This is a genomic window from Sphingomonas echinoides ATCC 14820, assembly GCF_000241465.1.
Classification (GTDB): Bacteria; Pseudomonadota; Alphaproteobacteria; order Sphingomonadales; family Sphingomonadaceae; genus Sphingomonas; species Sphingomonas echinoides.
The window spans coordinates 3,559,605-3,579,076 of sequence record NZ_JH584235.1 but is presented as its reverse complement, the minus strand read 5'-3'; the positions used below and the strand labels follow the sequence as shown (position 1 = coordinate 3,579,076).

Annotated in this window: 22 protein-coding genes and 1 tRNA gene; 11 read left to right on the top strand and 12 right to left on the bottom strand. The window is 65.0% G+C overall.

Annotated elements, in window-relative coordinates:
* Window positions 1–26 precede the first annotated feature (26 nt).
* Together ON00_RS16595 and ON00_RS16590 are read right to left on the bottom strand one after the other, a co-directional pair.
* A complete protein-coding gene (locus ON00_RS16595; protein ID WP_010407706.1) occupies window positions 27–344 on the bottom strand; it encodes a hypothetical protein in 318 nt (105 codons plus the stop codon).
* Between the two features lie 99 nt (window positions 345–443).
* A complete protein-coding gene (locus ON00_RS16590) occupies window positions 444–896 on the bottom strand; it encodes a GreA/GreB family elongation factor (protein ID WP_010407703.1) in 453 nt (150 codons plus the stop codon).
* Between the two features lie 78 nt (window positions 897–974).
* Here ON00_RS16590 and ON00_RS16585 point away from each other — a divergent pair, with 78 nt between their 5' ends.
* Entirely contained in the window at window positions 975–2,834 is a 1,860-nt protein-coding gene (locus ON00_RS16585) for an ABC-F family ATP-binding cassette domain-containing protein (RefSeq protein WP_010407701.1), read from the top strand.
* Between the two features lie 6 nt (window positions 2,835–2,840).
* Here ON00_RS16585 and ON00_RS16580 read toward each other — a convergent pair.
* A tRNA-Leu gene (locus tag ON00_RS16580) sits at window positions 2,841–2,925 on the bottom strand.
* Between the two features lie 38 nt (window positions 2,926–2,963).
* Window positions 2,964–3,893, bottom strand: a complete 930-nt coding sequence (locus ON00_RS20285) for a helix-turn-helix domain-containing protein (protein WP_169313345.1) — start codon at window positions 3,891–3,893, stop codon at window positions 2,964–2,966.
* 3 nt (window positions 3,894–3,896) lie between these two features.
* Between ON00_RS20285 and ON00_RS20950 the strand changes: the two genes are divergently transcribed.
* Entirely contained in the window at window positions 3,897–4,520 is a 624-nt protein-coding gene (locus tag ON00_RS20950) for a hypothetical protein (protein WP_169313344.1), read from the top strand.
* 8 nt (window positions 4,521–4,528) lie between these two features.
* Here the strand turns inward: ON00_RS20950 and ON00_RS16565 are convergent, their stop codons facing one another.
* Entirely contained in the window at window positions 4,529–6,034 is a 1,506-nt protein-coding gene (locus ON00_RS16565; RefSeq protein ID WP_010407695.1) for a YifB family Mg chelatase-like AAA ATPase, read from the bottom strand.
* Between the two features lie 109 nt (window positions 6,035–6,143).
* On the opposite strand from ON00_RS16565, the gene ON00_RS16560 reads away from it, so the two are divergent.
* The 7 genes from ON00_RS16560 (at window position 6,144) to ON00_RS16535 (ending at window position 10,230) form a co-directional block, all read left to right on the top strand.
* Window positions 6,144–6,449, top strand: a complete 306-nt coding sequence (locus tag ON00_RS16560; protein WP_010407693.1) for a hypothetical protein — start codon at window positions 6,144–6,146, stop codon at window positions 6,447–6,449.
* A gap of 101 nt (window positions 6,450–6,550) precedes the next feature.
* Window positions 6,551–6,685 carry a 50S ribosomal protein L34 gene (rpmH, locus tag ON00_RS16555; RefSeq protein WP_010162954.1) on the top strand — a complete coding sequence of 45 codons (135 nt, stop codon included), beginning with the start codon at window positions 6,551–6,553 and terminating at the stop codon, window positions 6,683–6,685.
* Window positions 6,676–7,035 (top strand): ribonuclease P protein component, encoded by a 360-nt coding sequence (gene rnpA, locus ON00_RS16550; RefSeq protein WP_083834181.1) that lies wholly within the window; start codon window positions 6,676–6,678, stop codon window positions 7,033–7,035. Before rpmH ends, rnpA begins: the two co-directional genes overlap by 10 nt.
* A gap of 121 nt (window positions 7,036–7,156) precedes the next feature.
* Window positions 7,157–7,369 carry a membrane protein insertion efficiency factor YidD gene (gene yidD, locus ON00_RS20275; protein WP_010407690.1) on the top strand — a complete coding sequence of 71 codons (213 nt, stop codon included), beginning with the start codon at window positions 7,157–7,159 and terminating at the stop codon, window positions 7,367–7,369.
* A 19-nt stretch (window positions 7,370–7,388) separates the two neighbouring features.
* Entirely contained in the window at window positions 7,389–9,146 is a 1,758-nt protein-coding gene (gene yidC / locus ON00_RS16545) for a membrane protein insertase YidC (protein WP_010407689.1), read from the top strand.
* Window positions 9,143–9,781 carry a ribosome biogenesis GTP-binding protein YihA/YsxC gene (gene yihA / locus ON00_RS16540; RefSeq protein WP_010407687.1) on the top strand — a complete coding sequence of 213 codons (639 nt, stop codon included), beginning with the start codon at window positions 9,143–9,145 and terminating at the stop codon, window positions 9,779–9,781. The genes yidC and yihA overlap by 4 nt, the downstream gene beginning before the upstream one ends.
* A gap of 53 nt (window positions 9,782–9,834) precedes the next feature.
* A complete protein-coding gene (locus ON00_RS16535; protein ID WP_245535592.1) occupies window positions 9,835–10,230 on the top strand; it encodes a hypothetical protein in 396 nt (131 codons plus the stop codon).
* Window positions 10,231–10,290: 60 nt separating this feature from the next.
* On the opposite strand, the gene ON00_RS16530 is transcribed toward ON00_RS16535, so the two are convergent.
* From ON00_RS16530 to ON00_RS16505, 6 genes are all read right to left on the bottom strand, one after another.
* Window positions 10,291–10,833, bottom strand: a complete 543-nt coding sequence (locus ON00_RS16530) for an NMCC_0638 family (lipo)protein (RefSeq protein WP_010407682.1) — start codon at window positions 10,831–10,833, stop codon at window positions 10,291–10,293.
* 180 nt (window positions 10,834–11,013) lie between these two features.
* Entirely contained in the window at window positions 11,014–11,481 is a 468-nt protein-coding gene (locus tag ON00_RS16525) for an OsmC family protein (RefSeq protein ID WP_010407680.1), read from the bottom strand.
* 1 nt (window position 11,482) lies between these two features.
* Window positions 11,483–12,622 carry a glutathionylspermidine synthase family protein gene (locus ON00_RS16520; RefSeq protein ID WP_010407679.1) on the bottom strand — a complete coding sequence of 380 codons (1,140 nt, stop codon included), beginning with the start codon at window positions 12,620–12,622 and terminating at the stop codon, window positions 11,483–11,485.
* Complete coding sequence (locus ON00_RS16515; protein ID WP_010407678.1) at window positions 12,622–13,005, bottom strand: hypothetical protein; 384 nt, start codon at window positions 13,003–13,005, stop codon at window positions 12,622–12,624. Before ON00_RS16515 ends, ON00_RS16520 begins: the two co-directional genes overlap by 1 nt.
* 64 nt (window positions 13,006–13,069) lie before the next feature.
* The gene (locus ON00_RS16510; RefSeq protein ID WP_010407677.1) at window positions 13,070–14,416 is read right to left on the bottom strand and encodes a chloride channel protein; all 1,347 of its coding nucleotides are present in this window, start codon (window positions 14,414–14,416) and stop codon (window positions 13,070–13,072) included.
* A gap of 93 nt (window positions 14,417–14,509) precedes the next feature.
* On the bottom strand, window positions 14,510–16,693 hold the full coding sequence (locus ON00_RS16505; protein ID WP_010407676.1) for a methyl-accepting chemotaxis protein: 2,184 nt from the start codon (window positions 16,691–16,693) through the stop codon (window positions 14,510–14,512).
* A 394-nt stretch (window positions 16,694–17,087) separates the two neighbouring features.
* Between ON00_RS16505 and ON00_RS16500 the strand changes: the two genes are divergently transcribed.
* Window positions 17,088–17,756: a glutathione S-transferase family protein gene (locus ON00_RS16500; RefSeq protein WP_029623015.1), complete on the top strand. Its 669-nt coding sequence runs from the start codon at window positions 17,088–17,090 to the stop codon at window positions 17,754–17,756.
* Window positions 17,757–17,760: 4 nt separating this feature from the next.
* Here the strand turns inward: ON00_RS16500 and ON00_RS16495 are convergent, their stop codons facing one another.
* Complete coding sequence (locus tag ON00_RS16495; protein WP_010407674.1) at window positions 17,761–18,225, bottom strand: cupin domain-containing protein; 465 nt, start codon at window positions 18,223–18,225, stop codon at window positions 17,761–17,763.
* Between the two features lie 11 nt (window positions 18,226–18,236).
* Between ON00_RS16495 and dapE the strand changes: the two genes are divergently transcribed.
* Entirely contained in the window at window positions 18,237–19,370 is a 1,134-nt protein-coding gene (gene dapE, locus ON00_RS16490; protein WP_040601708.1) for a succinyl-diaminopimelate desuccinylase, read from the top strand.
* Window positions 19,371–19,472: the final 102 nt, after the last annotated feature.

The following is a 19,472-nucleotide window of genomic DNA, read 5'->3' as shown; positions in this document are numbered from 1 at the left end:
CGCGAGCAAACCTCGCCAAGCCCGCGTTACCCCGCCAGCCGCTTCCGGTTGGCGCGCACCGTGCGAGAATAGTGCCGGATGATCTTCTTCGTCGCGGTTGCAGGCGTGGTACCCAGGCGACCCGTCAGCATCGCCATCTGCAACTGCAGCGCCGCAATCATCTTCTCATCGACCATGCGATGCGCCTCAGCATCGCTGGCGGCATTGCCGTTGGGTCCGGCCATCACCCGTTGCCAGGTGCGCAACCCAATCACGGCCGAGGCTTCCAACCCCAAGGTCCAGGCGTCCATCCCGATCCCGAGCCAGGGATTGGCCATTGGGCCGAGCTTGCGGTTACCACTCATCGGTCGAGATCCTTGATCGGGTCTATTCGGAAATCCACTCTGCCAACGCTTCGCGCCGGGATTCGCTGCGCACCCGTAAGGGTGCCGGGAAAGCCCGGCTCACGCCACCCCGATAATTTCGACCGCCTCGGCCTTGCCGGCAAAATCGACGCGCTCGCCAACCTCCGCGCCGATCAGCGCACGCGCCAGCGGTGCCTGGAAACCGATGCGGCCCTCCGCCGGATCCGCCTCGTCGCCACCGACGATTTCGACCGTGCGGTCGGCACCAGCCAGGTGGTACGTCACACGACTGCCAATACCGATCACGCCAGCAGGCGGCGTGGGCACGACTTCGGCGGTGGTCTGGCGGGTATGCCAATAGCGCAGCTCGCGCAGCACCGCGTCGCGGTCGAGCGGCGCAGCACTTGCGACCGCAGCCTCCAGTTCCTCCACCTTCGCCCCAATCAGCGCCAACCCGCGCGGCGTGACCAGATTCGGCCCGGGCGCGATCGGCCGTTCGAACTTGGGTTCCAGATGTTCCTCGTCGCTTTCGCGACGGAAGGCGACGCTCATTCCGCTTCCTCTCGTGTTTGTTGTATAACGCGCTGCCGGACACTTGGGTGCAACGCAACAATCTGCTAGGCGCTGCCGATGCTGAATATCAATGGTATCACAGTGCGCCTCGGTGGGCGCGCGATCCTCGACGGCGCGAGCGCCGCACTGCCGCCCAAGAGCCGCGTCGGCCTGATTGGGCGCAATGGCGCAGGCAAGTCCACGCTGATGAAGGTCATGATCGGCCAGCTCGAACCCGATCTCGGCGAGATCGAGATGCCGCGCGGCACCCGCATCGGCTATATCGCGCAGGAAGCGCCGAGCGGCACCACCACCCCGATCGAGGCCGTGCTCGCCGCCGATACCGAGCGCGCAGCGTTGCTGACCGAGGCCGAAACCTGCCAGGATCCCGATCGTCTGGGCGCCGTCTATGACCGACTGACCGCGATCGACGCCTATACCGCCCCCGCGCGCGCCGCGCGCATCCTGGTCGGCCTTGGCTTTGACGAGGAAATGCAGGGTCGCCCGCTCGACAGCTATTCGGGCGGCTGGAAGATGCGCGTCGCGCTCGCTTCCCTGCTGTTTTCCGAACCCGATCTGCTGCTGCTCGACGAGCCCTCGAACCATCTCGATCTCGAAGCGACCTTGTGGCTCGAAAACTTCCTGAAAAGCTATCCGGCGATGATGGTCGTCATCAGCCATGAGCGCGATCTGCTCAACAACGTGGTCGACACGATCCTGCATCTCGAAGGCGGCAAGGTCCATCTCTACACTGGCGGCTATGACAGTTTCGAGCGCCAGCGGGCCGAGCGCGTCGCCCAGCTCGCCGCCGCCAAGGCCGCGCAGGATTCGCAACGCGCCAAATTGACCGAATATATCGCCAAGAACAGCGCCCGCGCCTCGACCGCCAAGCAGGCGCAGAGCCGCCAGAAGATGCTCGCCAAGATGCAACCGATCGCGTCGATGGCCGAAGATCCGACGCTGTCGTTCGAATTCCCGTCTCCTGAAGAACTGCGCCCGCCGCTGATCACGCTCGACATGGCGGCGGTCGGTTATGCCGACAAGCCGATCCTGCAGCGCCTCAACCTGCGGCTCGATCCCGATGATCGCGTCGCGCTGCTCGGGCGCAACGGCAACGGCAAGACCACGCTTGCGCGCCTGCTCGCCGCGCAATTGCCGACGATGGACGGCGCGATGACCGCCAGCGGCAAGATGCGCGTCGGCTATTTCACGCAATATCAGGTCGAGGAACTCGACGGCGACGATACCCCGCTCGAACATATGACCCGCATGATGTCGGGCAAGACGCCGGGCGCGGTGCGCGCGCAGCTTGGCCGTTTCGGTTTCTCGGGCGTCAAGGCGACGCAGAAGGTCGGCAAGCTTTCGGGCGGCGAACGCGCGCGCCTGGCGCTCGCGCTGATCACGCGCGACGCGCCGCACATGCTGATCCTCGACGAACCGACCAACCACCTCGACGTCGATGCGCGCGAAGCGCTCGTGCAGGCGCTCAACGCCTATGACGGTGCGGTCATCCTCGTCAGCCATGATCGCCACATGGTCGAACTCACCGCCGACCGGCTGGTGCTGGTCGATGGCGGCACGGCGAAGGAATATGCCGGCAGCATGGAGGATTATATCGCTTTCGTGCTGGCGGGTGACGGTGGCGGCGAAGGCGCCAAGGCCAAGGCCGCCAAGAAGGACGACAAGCCGCAATTGAGCGCCGCCGCCGTCGCCCTGCAAAAGCGCGCGCATGAGGCCGAGGCGCTGGTCACCAAGCTGACCAAACAACGCGACGCGATAGACCGCGCGATGCTCGACCCGAGCACCGCCGAGGCGTGGCTCGCGCGGCTCACCCCGGCCGATTTGACCAAGCAGCACGCGCAGATTTCGAAGAAGCTCGAAGCGGCCGAGGCGGTATGGTTTGAGATCAGTGAAACGCTGGAACTGGCCGAAGCGTAACAGAGATGGTGCGGGTGGTCGGGGTCGAACCGACACTCCTTGCGGAACGGGATTTTGAGTCCCGCGCGTCTACCAATTTCACCACACCCGCAGCGTGGACGGTGCTGTTAGCCGCGACCGCACCGGACATCAACCCCACATGCGCACAAGCAGGACCAGCAAGACCACGCCAGCGCCGATTGTCAGACCCCAGACGGTAACCGACACGACGCTTTTCCCTGGCCTGCCCTCGCCCCCGGGTGGCGCATCGCGTTCCGGAAATCGCTCTGCCAGATGAGCGCGAACGGCCTCAGCGATCCACAACTCGGTCAAGCCGACATGACGTGCATACGTGCGTGCGAAGCCGACCGCATAAAGCGGTGCGCGAAAGACCTCATAGTCGGCGCGCTCGATCGCATCGAGATGGCGTTCGGGAATGCGCGTGTGGCGGGACACGTCGCCGATCGAGATGCCCATCGCTTCTCGCGCGCTCCGCAAGGCCGCGCCGGGAAACGCCTCAACCCTGAAATCTGGCGCGCCGCCCCCCGCGACGATGTCCGTTTCAGCGTGCGATTCACCAAGCACGGCCATACAAATCCCCCACCCCAGCGGAATGGTTACGGCAGCGTATGAAATATCACATCTTATAGTTACCCAGTTTGATAAACATGCCATGCGTAGTTTGAGCAAATCGGGTAAGAGAGCATCTCCTATAGCGGCCGGGGGGCGATCGGATCGGTGCAACATCTGAGGTGGGAGGTAGCGGCGCGGCCCGGCAGCCGCATGGTCGGCCGGGTTGTCAGCCAGATGCAATTGGCGTGTGGACTCGATGTGGTCCGCGTCGTCGAGGAGCATCTTCAACGCAAAATCCCGTTCGATCGAGCGATCTTTCTGCTGATGATCTTGCGCGGCAGCAGTTGCCTTCGCGCCTTCTGCAATGGCCTTGCTTCGACCGCGCCGACCGCCATTGACGGCATTAGCATCAACGCGGTCGCCATGTCGCTCAATCGACCGTTTGAGACGGTCCGGCGGCATGTCCACGCGTTGATCAGCGACGGGCTTTGCCAGCGTGTCGATCATGGCGTGAGCGTTCGCAGCGAGATTTTGGCGCTGCCCGCCTTCGTGACAGTGTTGCGCCTCTTGCACGACCATATGGTCAGCGTCATCGAAGACTTGGCGCACATGGGCTTTCCCTTGCCGCCAAACCATGTCGACCGTTTCTATGATCCAAACGCGACCATTGCCGCCGCAATCGATCTGATACTGGCACCGTTCGACTATATTCGGGACTCGCATGCAAGCTGGCTTGAGCTCGTGGTCGTGCATAGCGTGGCAACCGCCAGCGCGAACAAGATTACGCGCGACCCGGAACTGAGCCGCCGCTACGGCGAAGCCTACACCGCGCCCCCCCAGGATTTGCGCGAGCCGATCGCGATCACCGCGCTCGCCCGAACCTTGCGGATGAGCTATTCAACCGTGCGGCGCGAGGTTGAAAGCGCGGTCGCCGCAGGCAAGCTGGTGCGTGCCGGACACGGCGTGCTGGCCTCCGATGCGTATCTGATATCCGACGTTATCGTCCAGGCCGGAGAACGCGCCACCGCGCACTGCGCGCATGTCCTGCGGCGGCTTGGCCCCGGCGGATTTCGGTTCGACAACCCAACGCACTGCTATCTCGACGGCAAGCCGGCGTTCCTGACCTTCGACTGAGCGTTCGATCAGTTGCGCGGAGCCTGGCGGCGATAGCTGAGCGCCTCGGCAACATGGATACGCCCGACCGTATCGACACCCGCCAGATCGGCGATCGTCCGCGCGACGCGCAGGATGCGGGTATAGCCCCGCGCCGACAATCGCATCGCTTCCGATGCTTGTGCCAGCAACGTACGCCCGACGGCATCGGGGGTGGCGACGGCGTCGAGCAAGGCCCCATCCGCCTCGGCGTTGGTGCGCACGGCGTGATCGGCATAGCGCGCCCTTTGCATCGCCCGCGCCGCCGCGACCCGCACCGCCACCTCCGCCGATCCTTCTCCCGGCGGCGGCAGCACGAGGTCGGCGGCGCTGACCGCCTGAACCTCGATATGCAGGTCGATCCGGTCGAGCAGCGGCCCCGACACCTTGGCCTGATAATCCGCCGCGCAGCGCGGTGCGCGCGAACAGGCGAGCGCGGCATCCCCCAAATGCCCGCAGCGGCACGGGTTCATCGCCGCGATTAACTGCACGCGCGCCGGAAAGGTGACATGGGCATTGGCGCGCGCGACGCTGACCGTCCCCGTCTCCAGCGGCTGGCGCAGCGAATCGAGTACCGCGCGCTGGAATTCCGGCAGCTCGTCGAGGAACAATACGCCGAGATGGGCGAGGCTGACCTCGCCCGGCTTGACCTTCAACCCGCCGCCGACCAGCGCCGCCATCGACGCCGAATGATGCGGCGCGCGATACGGCCGCTGACGAGTCAGGCGACCACCGGTGAGCGTGCCCGCGACGCTCGCCACCATCGACACTTCCAGCGCCTCGCTCGCGTCAAGCGGCGGCAAAATGCCCGGCAGGCACGACGCCATCAGCGATTTGCCCGCGCCCGGCGGCCCCACCATCAGCAGATTGTGCCCGCCCGCCGCCGCGATTTCGAGCGCGCGCTTGGCGGTCTCCTGCCCTTTCACCTGGCGCAGGTCAGGCCCGTGCCCGACATCCTCGGCATCGCCGGGCAACGGCGCGCTCAGCAGGCCATGTCCTTTGAAATGGTTGATCAGCGACAAAATGTCGGGTGCCGCCAGCACCCCCTGCCCCGCCCAGGCCGCTTCCGACCCCTGCGCCGCCGGACACACCAGCCCCATGCCGCGTTCCGACGCATGCAGCGCCGCCAGCAGCACCCCCGGCGACGGCGCGATTCGCGCATCGAGCCCAAGCTCGCCCACCACGACATACTCGCTCAGCGTCTCGGCATCGACCACGCCCATCGCCCCCAGCAGCGCCAGCGCGATCGGCAAATCGAAATGCGATCCTTCCTTGGGCAAATCCGCCGGGGACAGGTTGACCACGATTCGCTTGGGCGGCAGCGCCAGCCCCATCGCCGCAATCGCCCCGCGCACGCGCTCGCGGCTTTCCGCCACCGCCTTGTCGCCCAGCCCGACGACGTTGAAGGCGGGCAGCCCCGGGATCAGTTGCACCTGCACCTCGACCGCGCGCGCCTCGAGGCCGAGATACGCCACCGTCGATACGCTTGCTGCCATCTGTGATCCCCCCGGATGCCGCTGAAGCATACCGCGTTTTCCGGCGGAGGGAACAGCGCCGGGCGGCGTCTTGCGCAAACAAGACACTCGCCCCACATGGACAGCGATGATGACGTCGCGCAATCCGCTTGTCCGTACCGGCCTGTTTTCCAGCGGCGTGGTTCTGGTGATTCTCTCGCCGATCGTCGGCGCGATTCCCGGCCCCGGCGGCATCTTCGTGTTCGCGGCGGGCCTCGCGCTGGTGCTGCAAAACTCGCACAGTGCGAAAAAGCATTTCGTCACCGCCAAACGCCGCTGGCCCAAACTCGGCCATTATGCCGATATGGGTTTGCGCCGCCAAAGCGCCGCTCGTCGCCGCGCGCGCGACAAGGCTGCGCGCGGTGTCGAGCGCTCCGCCGCGCAGGACGCACGTTGACTTTCCGGCACGTCCTCGGTAAGCGCGCACCTTCAAGGCCGTCCTCGTGGCGGCCATTTTCTATTTCGACGTGCCCCGTGCAGAATTTTAGGGAATGAACGATGAAGCGGACCTTTCAGCCGAGCAATCTGGTGCGCGCACGCCGCCACGGGTTCCGCTCGCGCATGGCGACCCCGGGCGGTCGCAACGTGATTCGCGCTCGCCGCAACCGCGGCCGCAAGAAGCTATCGGCGTAACCGTACCCGTCGGGCCTCCCGACCTACGGACGCTCACGCGCCGCGCGGATTTCCTCGCGGCGAATGCGGGCAAGCGCGCACCCATGCCGGGCTTCGTCCTGCAAGTGCGCGCCCGCGGTGATGGCGATCCCGCGATGCGGGTCGGCTACACCGTTACCAAGAAAATCGGCAACGCCGTGGTCCGCAACCGCATGAAACGGCGGTTGCGCGCCTTGGCGCGCGAACTGTTGCCTGAACAGGGCGTGCCCGGCGCGGACCATGTGCTGATCGGCCGCAACGGCGGAATCGAGCGCGATTTCGCCGCCTTGCGCGCCGAACTCACCAAAGCACTGGCGAAGGCGGCGCGGTGAGCGACCACTCCACTCCGTTCGTGCTGAGCCTGTCGAAGCACAGCTCGCACCACGCATCGGCGCTCGTGCGGCTGGGGCCCTTCGACAGGCTCGGGGCGAACGGTCATATTGGCGCTTCGCGGTGCTGACTCGCCTCCTCATCCTGCTGGTGCGCGGCTGGCAAATCGGCCCCTCGGCCGTATTGCCGCCATCGTGCCGCTACACCCCAAGCTGTTCCGCCTATGCAATCACCGCGCTTCGCCGCTATGGCGCAGTGAAAGGCGGGTGGTTGGCAGCCAAGCGAATCGCGCGGTGCCATCCCTGGGGCGGGTACGGACCCGATCCAGTGCCCTGATCGAACGGAAGACACCCGCGTGAAAGAAGATACCCGGAATTTCATCCTGTTCGCGGTGCTGGCCGCGATCATTTTGCTCGGCGGCAATTTCCTGTCGGCGAAATTCTTTCCGCATGCCGCCAATCCGCCCGCGACCAAGATGGTCGACGGCAAGAGCGAGGTCGTCGCTGCCCCAACCGGTGGCCCGGCGGTAACCGACGCGACGCGCCTGCGCGATCTCGAGGTCGTCCGCCGCGAAACCCCGCGCGTGGCAATCCAGACCGCCGATCTGCAAGGTTCGATCAACCTGAAGGGCGCGCGGATCGATGATCTGACGCTGACCAAATACAAGCAGACGATCGACAAGAACTCCCCGCCGATCCGCTTGCTATCGCCGCGCGGCACCAAGGATGCGTATTTCGCGGGCTTCGGCTGGAATGGCGACGGCGTCACCGTTCCCAATGGCGATACCGTCTTCACCGCCAACGGCACGACGCTGACCCCCAACACCCCGGTCACGCTGTATTGGGACAACAAGCAGGGCCAACGCTTCGCGCTGACCTTCGCGGTAGACGCCAAATACATGTTCACGGTCCGCCAGACCGTCGCCAATGCCGGTCCCGCCCCGATTTCGCTGCGCCCCTATGCGCTCGTCTCGCGCTCGGGCGTCGGCACCGAGGCCGATACCTGGACCAACCATATCGGCCCGATCGGCGTGTTCGACAAAGGTGCCACATATGACATCACCTTCGACAATCTGAAGGGCAAGGAAGCGAGCTTCCTCGGCAAGATCTGGGGCAATTCGGCCAAGGCTGGCGAGAATTTCTTCAACTCGACCGGCGGCTGGCTCGGCTTCGGCGACAAATACTTCCTCGCCGCCGTCATCCCCGATCACGGCGCACCGGTGCGGGCGGGCTTCCACGCCGCCACCGGCGACGTGTTCCAGGGCGACTTCACGCTCGCCCCGCGCGTCGTCGCGCCGGGCAAGGCGCTCGTCTCGACCGCCAAATTCTTCGCCGGTGCCAAGGAAACCAACACGCTCGACCGTTATGAGGACCGCCTCGGCATCCAGCATTTCGGCAAGGCGATCGACTGGGGCTGGTTCGAGATCGTCGAAAAGCCGATCTTCAAATATCTCGACTGGTTGTTCCGCATGATCGGCAACTTCGGTGTCGCGATCATCCTGCTCACCGTCACCATCCGCACGCTGATCTTCCCCGTCGCGCAGCGTCAGTTCGCCTCGATGGCGGCGATGAAGGCGATCCAGCCGAAGATGAAGGCGATCCAGGAGAAATATAAGGACGACAAGGCCCGCGCGCAGCAGGAAGTGATGGCGCTGTACAAGGCCGAGAAGGTCAACCCGCTCGCGGGCTGCCTGCCGACCTTGATCCAGATCCCGATCATGTATTCGCTGTACAAGGTGCTGCTGCTGACGATCGAAATGCGGCATCAGCCGTTCGTCGGCTGGATCCACGATCTGTCGGCACCCGATCCTGCGACGATCCTCAACATGTTCGGCTATCTGCCTTACCATCTGCCGTCCTTCCTCGCGATCGGCGTGGTGCCGGTGCTGCTCGGCGTGTCGATGTTCTTCCAGTTCAAACTGAACCCCGCGCCGATGGACGAAGCGCAAAAGCAGGTCTTCGCGATCATGCCGTGGATGCTGATGTTCGTGATGGCCCCGTTCGCGGTCGGCCTGCAGGTCTACTGGATCACCTCCAACCTGTGGACCGTCGCGCAGCAGCGCCTGCTCTACGCCCGCCATCCCGGCCTAAAAGAACCGGCGGTGAAGAAGTGAGTTTTGAGGCGGAAGACATCGAAGCCGCGCGCAAGCTCTTCGCCGGCCCGATCGCGTTCCTCAAATCGGCGCCGACGATCGAGTTCCTGCCCGATGCGGTGGTGCCCGAAGTCGCCTTTGCCGGGCGCTCCAACGTCGGCAAATCGTCGCTGCTCAATGCGCTGACCGGGCGCAATTCGCTCGCGCGCACGTCGAACACACCAGGCCGCACGCAGGAATTGAACTTCTTCGACGTCGGCAACCCGCTGGCGTTCCGCTTGGTCGACATGCCCGGCTACGGCTTTGCCAAAGCGCCCAAGGACATGGTCAAGAAGTGGCGCTTCATGGTGAATGATTTCCTGCGCGGGCGCGATGTGCTCAAGCGGGCGCTGGTGCTGATCGACGCGCGCCACGGCATCAAGGATGTCGACCGCGACATTCTGGAGATGCTCGACAAGGCGGCGGTCAGCTACCGCATGGTCATCACCAAGGCCGACAAGATCAAGGCGAGCGAACTGGCCGAGGTCACCCAGGCCACCGCCGACGAAGCGCGCAAGCGCCCGGCGGCGCACCCCGAGATTCTGGTGACGTCGAGCGAAACCGGCCTCGGCATCCCCGAACTGCGCGCGGCGGTGATCGAGGCGGTCACCAGCTAAGCGGGGTTTCGCGCCACGTTGGCGATCGCGCCTATCTGCGCTACATCAACGCCATGACTCGTCCGATGTGCCCCGCTTTGCTGCTCCTTTCCGCCATCGCGGCCAGCGCCGCATGTTTGCCGACGGCAGGCTTCGCCCAGCAGGCCACGACGGCACCGACCACCCCGGCCCCCGCGACGACGCAGCCCAGCTCAGGCGACACGATCCGCCTGTCCGACCGGGAACGCGACGCCATCCTGAACAGCAACACCGTGGAAAGCGCCGCCGCCGCGCGCGGCGAGCGCCCCGGCAGCGGCGGCCCCGGCATTCACGGCGAGATCGGCGCGATGATCGGATCGAACGGCACGCGCGGCGTCTATGGCACCGCCGCGATCCCGCTCGGCGACAATGCCGGTGCGGTCGTTTCCTTCGAGAGCAGCCACTATAACTGGCCCCGCCGCTCGCGCTGACCAGCCATGGCCATACGACACGCCTTTCAAACCTCGCGATACATCGCTGGTCCTATGGTTTCATCGCAACATGGTGATCGTCATTAGATGCTGTTGAGCCCCGATCGGCTTCTCAGCAAAGGACGCGATCACGGCAAGTTGGTGTGTGCCGATGTCGATCGTCCAGCTAGCGCGGTGAACGGTGACGCCGCCTTCGTTAGATATTTCGTCCGGTCGCTGGGATAATTGCATTCCCATCGAGTCATAGAAGGTTTTTAGCCGAGCGTTGAGAGCTGCTTCCATGCCCGTCGGATCGGCTGCACGAACCGTGACGCCGCAGGTCTGCTTGCCCGGAGCAAACCACAGTGCCGCCCATGCGTCGTGAGGGCTCCTGACAATCCAGCCTTCGGTCGCGGCCGCACCCGGCGCAACTCTGTTCAACTCATCGGGAGTCATCGAGCGCGCCGTTTCCGGTTGACCATCGAAAATGTGCGCCTTTGTTGGCTTGAGTGCGGTTTCCACACACATGCTCCCAAATAGGTCGACCACTTCCTGGCCCTGATTTGACACCAAGGGCGCAGGCGGTGGTGTGCTGGCCTGAAGAAGCAGGGCGAAGAAAAGCATATCGGTCTCTCCGGGGATCAGAATCGAACGCTAAGACAACTCAATTCTCGTAGGCCGTAATCTGCATCAGATATATCCCATCGACTAACGAGATCTGTACGACACATCAGATTTCCGCAACCGCGTCGAAACGCTGTTTCTAAGTCGATCTTACCTTTGCCGACCTCAAGGTATCGAGCCTTAAACCTCGATATACCGCGCCGCATATTCCACCGGAAAATTGACCGATCGCGCGATGAAGCAATGCGCGTGGATCCGCCCATGGATCGCATCCGCCACCGCCAGGTCGCTCCCCGCGATCAGCTCGATCCGGGGCCGCAGCACCGCCTTGACGAAGCGCCCCGTGCCATCGGGCGCGCTTTCGCCGAGCCCAAGCGGATCGTCGGTATAGCCCGTCACCACCACCCCGGCTCCGCTCGCCAGATGCAGATACCACAGCATATGGCAGCCCGAGAGCGTCGCCAGCAGCAAATCCTCGGGGTTGGGCAGCCTCGGATCGCCGCCGAGCAGCGGGTCGTTCGAGCAGTCGATTACCGGCTTGCCCGGCGTCACGATCTGCCACGTCCGGTCATAGCCGCGATACTGCCGCGTCCCCTCGCCGCGATTGCCGGTCCAGGCGATCCGCGCGGTGTACTCGTGCTCGGCCATCTTACCCCTCGATGATGTGCGGCACGAAGCGCGCGGTGTTGCCGGTGATCGGCCCGTCCTCGCGAATGCCCAGGCCAGCGGGCGCGCTATCGACGATCCACGCGCCCAGCACCGGGCGCTGCTCGCCGCTGCCGGGCAGATCGTACAGCGCCTGATAGACGAAGCCTTCCTCGCCATAATCGCCGCCGGTCTCGGCCAGCGTCGCGCCGCCTTTGACGAGCGTGACATTCGCCCCTTCGCGCGCCAGCAACGGCTTGCGCACGTAGTCGCCCGCCAGCGGCACCCGCCGCGCCTCCAGCAAATTGGGGTGCCCCGGATACAGCTCCCACAGCACCGCCAGGATCGCCTTGTTGCTCCACAGCATCTTCCAGATCGGCTCGATCCACAAAGTGCTGCTCAGGCTCTCGACCAGATCGCGCCCGAACGGTTCGTTGACCAGCCATTCCCACGGATAGAGATGGAAGATCGCGTCGATCGGAGCATTGTCGAGATCGACGAAGCGCCGTCCGGCGCTGTCCCAGCCCAGATCCTTCAGCTCGATCAGCCGCGTATCGATCCCCGCCGCGCGTGCGGTATCGGCGAGGTAAGCGGTGGTCACGCTGTCCTCGCCCGCCGCATCCGCGACATGCGCCAGGTAGAGCGCGCTGCTCCCCGGCGGCGGCGCGATGTCGCGCCATTTGGCGATCAGCGCCTCGTGCAGGCTGTTATACTGGTCGTGGCTTGGAAAGACCGCTTCCTTCCAGTCCCACTGGATCACCGCCGCCTCGATCAGCGAGGTCGGCGTATCGCAATTGAACTCGAACAGCTTGGGCGGGCCGGAGCCGTCATAGCCCAGGTCGAACCGCCCGAAATTGAGCGCCGGCGGCTCGGCATTCCACGAATCGTGAATGGCATCGTGGCAGAAAGCAGGAATGCCGAAATCGCCAAGCAATTCGCGGTCGAGCACATGCTGCCCGGCGGCGAGCAACATCTCGTACAGTTCGGCGCTCGCCCGCTCGATCGTCTCGATCTCGGCCAGCGTGAAGCGATAGCAGGCGCTTTCGTCCCAATAAGGCTGGCCGCCGACACTGTGCCAGACCAGCCCAAGCTCCTCGACCCGGGTCTGCCAATCGCGGCGCGGGCTGCAATCGGTGCGGCGCATCACTCGCCCACCCCGCCGCTACCGCCGCGTGCGCTCATCCCGAAGCCGCCGCGCGACACCGTCGCCGCGGAGGCGCGCGCATAGCCGACGCCCGCGCGCGGGGTGGTGTAACCGCCCGCCAACGATTGGCCCATCGGCGGCACCATGCTGCCGCGCGACAGATAATACCAGGTAGCCGCCCCGACGATCGCCCCGCCACCGCCATGCCCGCCGCCACTGCGCACGCAATTGGCGTCATCGACGCGCACCCCCGCCGCATCGCGGCACACCGCAACATCCGACTTGGCGACATCGGTCGACGGACTGCATGCCCCCACCAGCAACGCCGTCGCCACCGCGCTGGTAATCGGCAAAACCCTCGGATCGAATGTGCGCCTGGCCATAGCTCTCTCTCCCTGCGCGAGCGCTATAGAGCGGAAAACGCACCCGGAATAGCGAAACCCAGCCTTATGCCGCCTTGCCCTCGACCAGCGCCAGGAACGGCTTGGCGAGGCCATGATACAGCCGCTCGCGGCACACCACGGCACTGGCCCCATCGGCGATCAGCGCGGTCGCAAACAGCGGCAGGATCATCCCGCGTGCCGCCGTCGCCTCCATCACGATGATCACCGCGGTCAGCGGCGCGCGCACTACGCCCACGAAATAGGCCGTCATGCCCAGCAGCACCACCGCCCCTGCCGGCTGGTTATGGAACAGCCCGGTCAGCAAATTGCCGAACCCCGCCCCCACCGCGAGCGACGGCGCGAAGATCCCGCCCGGCGCGCCGCTCAGCGTCGTCGCCAGCGCGGCGAGAAACTTGGCCGGGCCAAACCAGTCCGACTGGCCATGCCCTTCGACCAGCAACCGCGTCGCGCCATAGCCCGTGCCCCAGGTCGCGCCGCCCGTCGCAATGCCGAGCACCGCCACCGTCAGCCCGCATCCGGCCGCGAACAGGATCGGATGCGCCCGCGCCGCCGCGATCGGCCGCCAGCGCGCGCCCGCAAAGCCCAGCACCAGCCGCGAAAACAGCCCGCCCGCTGCGCCGCCCAGCACGCCCGCCACCGGCGTGATCATCAGCACCGCCGACACGCCCAGCGTCTCGCGCATCGCGCCGAAATAGACATAGTCCCCGGCGATGCCGAGGCTGACCAGCCCGGCGATCATCACCGCACCCATCACCAGCACCGCGACACGCTGCTCATAAGCCGCCGCCAGTTCCTCGATCGCGAAGGCGACCCCCGCCAGCGGCGTGTTGAACGCCGCCGCCACGCCCGCCGCGCCGCCCGCGATCAGCACGCCCGACGTGATCGGCACGCGCAGATAGCGATGCACCTTGACCATGATCGCCGCGCTGATCTGCACCGTCGGCCCCTCGCGCCCGACCGACGCCCCGCCGAGCAGCATCACCACCGTCAGCACGAATTTGACGCTTGCCGTCCACAGCGACACCAGCGCATTGCTCGGCGGCGTATCCGGCGCGCGACTGGCGGCGATCACCTGCGGGATGCCCGATCCGCGTGCATAAGGCGCGCTCCGCCGCGTCACCCACACCACCGCAGTGAACAGCGCCGGGGTCAGCAGCAACGGTGCATAAGGCCAATGCGCGATCAGCGCTGCAAAAGCCCCCTGCGCGCGATCGCTGATCGCGGCGAAGGCGAGTGCCACCAGCCCCAGCAGCACCGCGCCGATCCCGGTCGCCAACCGCCCTCGCGCCCGCTGCAATTCCACCCCGGCATGGCGCACACCGCGCCGCCGCCACACGATCGAAATCAGCCGGAGGAGATAAGGCGCGCTGCGGTTCATGCCGTCGCCCATGCGCGATCACCTTGCATGATGCTACCCCGTATCGGCGGTATCGCATATCGTGCGATACCACCGATGCGGGGCCATTATGGTCTTAGGCCGGACTTAGTGACGAACCCAACCTCCCGGTTCTACGGTGGCACCAGTCACCGTCGGACGCGCTTTGCCGTTGCTGCGCGCAGGCTGCGGCACCACGCGTTTCGCGGATGTCTCGACCTTGAACTGCGACGCTTGCTCGCTCAACGACACCACTTCGGTCGACAGGTTGCGCGCGGCGGCAGAAGTTTCCTCCACCATCGCCGCATTCTGTTGAGTCGAACGGTCCATTTCGTTGATCGCCGCGCTGATCTCTGTGATCGCCGCCGATTGCGCCTGACTGTCGGATGCCATCGAGCCGAGCAACTGATGCACCGCATCGACATCGCCAGCGATGTTGGCCAGCGCCACATCGACCCGTTCGACCGCCTTCACCGCCGTCACGATCTCGGTTTGCGTCACGGTCAGCTGATCACGCGCGCGCTTCGCTTCCTCCTCGGCGCGCATGGCGAGCGCACTCACCAGATCGGCAACGACGGCGAAACCCCGGCCTGCATCGCCGGCGCGCCCGGCCTCAACCGCCGCGTTCATCGCCAGCACACGCGTCTGGAAAGCGATCTTGTCGAGCCCTTCGATGACACTGTCGATCCCTTCCGCGCTGTGGCTTACCCGGCCCATCGCTTGCACCGCCTCGTCCGCAGTTTCGCGGCCGCCGCCGACCGTCGCAATCGCCTGGTCGGCACGCGCGACCGTCTGCCCGGACGCGACCGCCGTCGCCTTGAGACGATTGTCCATCTGGGCAATCGCCGCCGACGTCTGCTCCAGGCTTGCCGCATTGCTTTCGGTGCGCCGTGCCAGATCTTCCGATGCCTGCGCGATCTCGCCCGATCCGGTCAGGATGCCCGCCGTGCTTTCTCCGACCGCGCCGATTAACTGGCGCAGATTCAACAAGGCTGCATTGAAGTTGTTCTTCAGCTCGTCAAATTCCGGGGCGAACGTGGTGGTGATGTCGACCGTCAAATCGCCGCGCGACAAACCTCCAAGGTTGGTCAATAGCGTGTCGACGACCAGAAGCGATTTCGCTTGCTCCTCTGCACGCCGCGTGATGCTGGTTTTGAGATCGCCCTGCATCTTCCGCAAGGATTCGGCCAGGGTGCCAACCTCATCAACCTGTTGGATGTGCAGCGTTTGATCGAGCTGTTCGCGCGCGATGCCATCGGCAAACTCGGCGCATTCACCGATCGGGCGGGCAATGCGCGCAGCGGCTATGGAAATCGCGAAGATCGCAGCGACCGCCACACCAAGGCCAAGCACAAGCTGCCAGACGACCCCCGAGATCGCACGCGAACCGAGCGTAGCGCTCAGCGTGTCGGCCTGCGCCATAACCAGAGCGCGTGGCACCGAGATGACCACTGACCACGGGGTCGTGCTGCGCCCGAGATGGATTGGCGAATATACGTCGATATTGGCCTCCTTCGCGTCGTCGAGCACCTTGGCCTCGCCCGACCGCACGATCCCTTCCAGTTGCGACCAACGCGGATCGACCGACGCAGCCGACTTTCCGATCGAGGTCGGATCGGCGCTGTTGGCGGCGATCAGGCCGGTGTCGCTGACAATCAGCACGATGCCCTTGCCCGAAAACAGCGAGCCATTGGTTTTGATCGCCAATTTCTGCAGAAAATCGAGATCGTAATCCGCACCGGCAACGCCCACGAACTTGCCGCCAACCGAGATCGGCACCGACATCGTCGCCAGAAATACGCGTTTGCCCTGCACCGTATAGGGCAACGGGCCAAGGATGCTTTCCTGATTGTTGGTGCGCGGCCCGAGATACCAGCCGCCTTTGACCAGCCCGTTGGGATGGCGTTCGGCACTGTTATATTCGACCAGCGGCTGGATCGCGACGCTGCCATTGGCCGCGCGCGTCCAATAGGGCAGATAGCGTCCGCTATCGTCCGATCCCTTGGCGCGATTGTTGACGAAGGCGGCGTCCGCGCCGTCGATCGCATTTGGCTCCCATGCCGAATAGGTGCCGTTAAAGCCGGGGTTTTGTTCCAGAACCCGCCGCATGATCGCGTTAAACTGGTCGCGTCGCGCGCCGCTCGGCGTGCTATTGACCAAAACCGAGAAAGACTGGGCGGTCGTGCGTGCCGCATCGAACGCGACATCCAACGCACCTTTCACCGTGTCCGCTTCGACCGCCGCACGATTTTGCAGCGTATTCTTGGCTTGGCCACTAACGATCCCACCCACTTCGCTGCCAACAAACAGATGAGAGGTAAGAGCGAATACAGCGCTGAGAATTACAAGAATTGTTACCGTTGCTCCCAAACATATACCGGCAATTACTGCGATCTTTCGCTGCAAAGATCGAATAGAATCGAGGCGTTTCATTAAGTTCATTGCATCATCCAATTTGCAGCGAGTTACCGCCAAGCGATAGGAGACGCGTCACGACAAAGCGAAACGTCAGTTATATCATAGGAAATTCGACAGAAAATCTCTGATTCTCCATAACAATCTTCGAACACTCTCTCCGAATTTCACCGGAATGCGGGCCCGCGCGGCCGGGAAGCTCGGTACCGCCATCGTTCGGCATGCGGTCGCGATGTTGCACCCCGCGCGGCGCTCGCTTAGGCAGGGCTCCATGAAACTCATCATCGGCAACAAGGCCTATTCCTCCTGGTCGCTGCGCGGCTGGCTTGCGTGCAAGCAATCGGGGCTGCTGTTCGAAGAGGCGGTCGTGCCGCTGTACGATGCCGAATGGGACAAGCGCCGCGAGGGCGACGAATTCGCGCCCTCCTCGGGCAAGGTGCCGATCCTGTGGGACGGCGATGCGGTGGTGTGGGACAGCCTCGCCATCGTCGAATATCTGGCCGAAAAGACCAGCCGCGACCTGTTCTGGCCCGAGGACGCCGCCGCGCGCGCGATGGCGCGGTCGATGGCGGCGGAAATGCATTCCAGCTTCACCGCCTTGCGCCGCAAGCACAGCATGAACGTCCGGCAAATCTTCCCGCCGCAACGCCCGGATGAGGACGTTCTGGCCGATCTCGGGCGGATCATGGAGCTATGGGCGCAGGCCCGCGCGCGCTTTGGTGGCGATGGCAACTTCCTGTTCGGCGCGTTCGGCGCGGCGGACATCATGTATGCGCCCGTCGTGACCCGCATCGTTACCTATTCGCTCCCGGTCGCGCGCTTTGCCACCTCCTACATGGACGCGGTGCTCCACCACCCCTTTATGCAGGACTGGATCGCCTCGGCGCAGGAAGAGGAATGGGTGATCGAGCAGTTCGAACAGCCCGCAACGCGGGCCTGACGAATCACGGCACGCGCGTCGTCGCATAGGGCGTGCCGTCCTTATGCTCATAGCCCTCGGCGGTGAAGCGCAGGTCGATATCGGGATAGTCCCCACCAAGCCGCCGCTCACCCGCCCCGATCGCGACGAACACGCAATCGGTGTCGGTGCGGTTCTGCAAATGATGCCCGTCGTGCACCCCGGCCGGGAAAGTCGCGATGTCGCCGGCGCGCAGCAGCGTCTCGCCGCCATCCTCGACCAGCACCGCCTCGCCCGCCAGCATCACCACCATCTCATCCTCGTCGCCATGCCAGTGGCGCTGCGACGACCAGGCACCGGGTTTGAGCGTAACATGACTGGCCCCGAAGCTTTTCAACCCCGCCACCGGTGCCAGCCGACGATACCAGCGCTCCGCCACCGGCGCATCAAACGGTGGCGGATAGCCGGTCGCGTTGGTTTGCGGGATTGTGTCGAGATCGAGCTTGGGCAATGTCGCCTCCCATGAAGGACAGTCTTTTGCCCGATCCGCTCGACCTCGCCAAGGCGCTGCTCGCTTGCGAAAGCATCACGCCCGCCCACGGCGCGGTGTTCGATGTGCTGGAGGCAGCGCTGCTGCCGCTCGGTTTCACGGTCGACCGCTTCATCGCGGGGTCCGCACCCGATGGCCCGGTCGAAAACCTGCTGGCGACGCGGAGCGGCGAGGGCACGCACCTCGCCTTTGCCGGCCATCTCGACGTGGTGCCGCCGGGCGAGGGCTGGGCCAGCGGGGCGTTCGTGCCGGAGGTGCGCGGTGGCCTGCTCTACGGGCGCGGCGCGGTCGACATGAAGGGCGCGATCGCGGCGTTCGTCGCCGCCATCCCGCCCGAACCGAGCATCCCGCTCAGCCTCATCATCACCGGCGACGAGGAAGGGCCTGCCATTTTCGGCACCCGCGCGCTGATCGAGCGGATGGCGGAAACGAGCGTGCGGCCCGATGTGTGTCTGGTCGGCGAGCCCACGTCCGCCGCGCGGCTGGGCGACACCGTCAAGATCGGGCGGCGCGGGTCGGTCAACATCTGGATCGGGGTGCCGGGCAAGCAAGGCCATGTCGCCTACCCCCACCTTGCCGACAATCCGATCCCGCGGCTGGTCGCGATGCTGGCCGAAATCGACGCGATCGTGCTCGATCACGGCAATGCCTGGTTTCAGGCGTCCAATATCGAGGTGACCGACATCAACGTCGGCAACCCCGCCACCAACGTCATCCCCGCCCGCGCCGAGGCCCGGCTCAGCATCCGCTTCAACGACGAACAGCGCGGGGCCGATCTCGCCGACCGGATCGAAGCAATCGTCAAGCGCCACGATCCCGCCGCCACGATGGTCGCGCGCATTTCGGGCGAGGCGTTTCTCACCGCGCCCGGCCCCTTTTCCAATCTGATCGGCGATGCGATCGCCGCGCAGACCGGCAGTCGTCCCGAGCTTTCCACCACCGGCGGCACCTCCGACGCGCGCTTCCTGTCCGCGCTGTGCCCGACGGTGGAATTCGGCCTGCTCAACGCGACGATGCACAAGCTGGACGAAGCGGTGGCGTTGGATGACTTGGTCGCGCTGACCCAAATCTACCGCGACATTATCGTGCGCGTCGCTGGCCTGTAACCGATTCAAACGACTCAGGATTCCCCGCGACTCGTGGTGACTCCTCGGTTTGTGTGGACGCGAGTCCGCGGAATGGGTAAGCTCGGGCTTAACCATAACGGC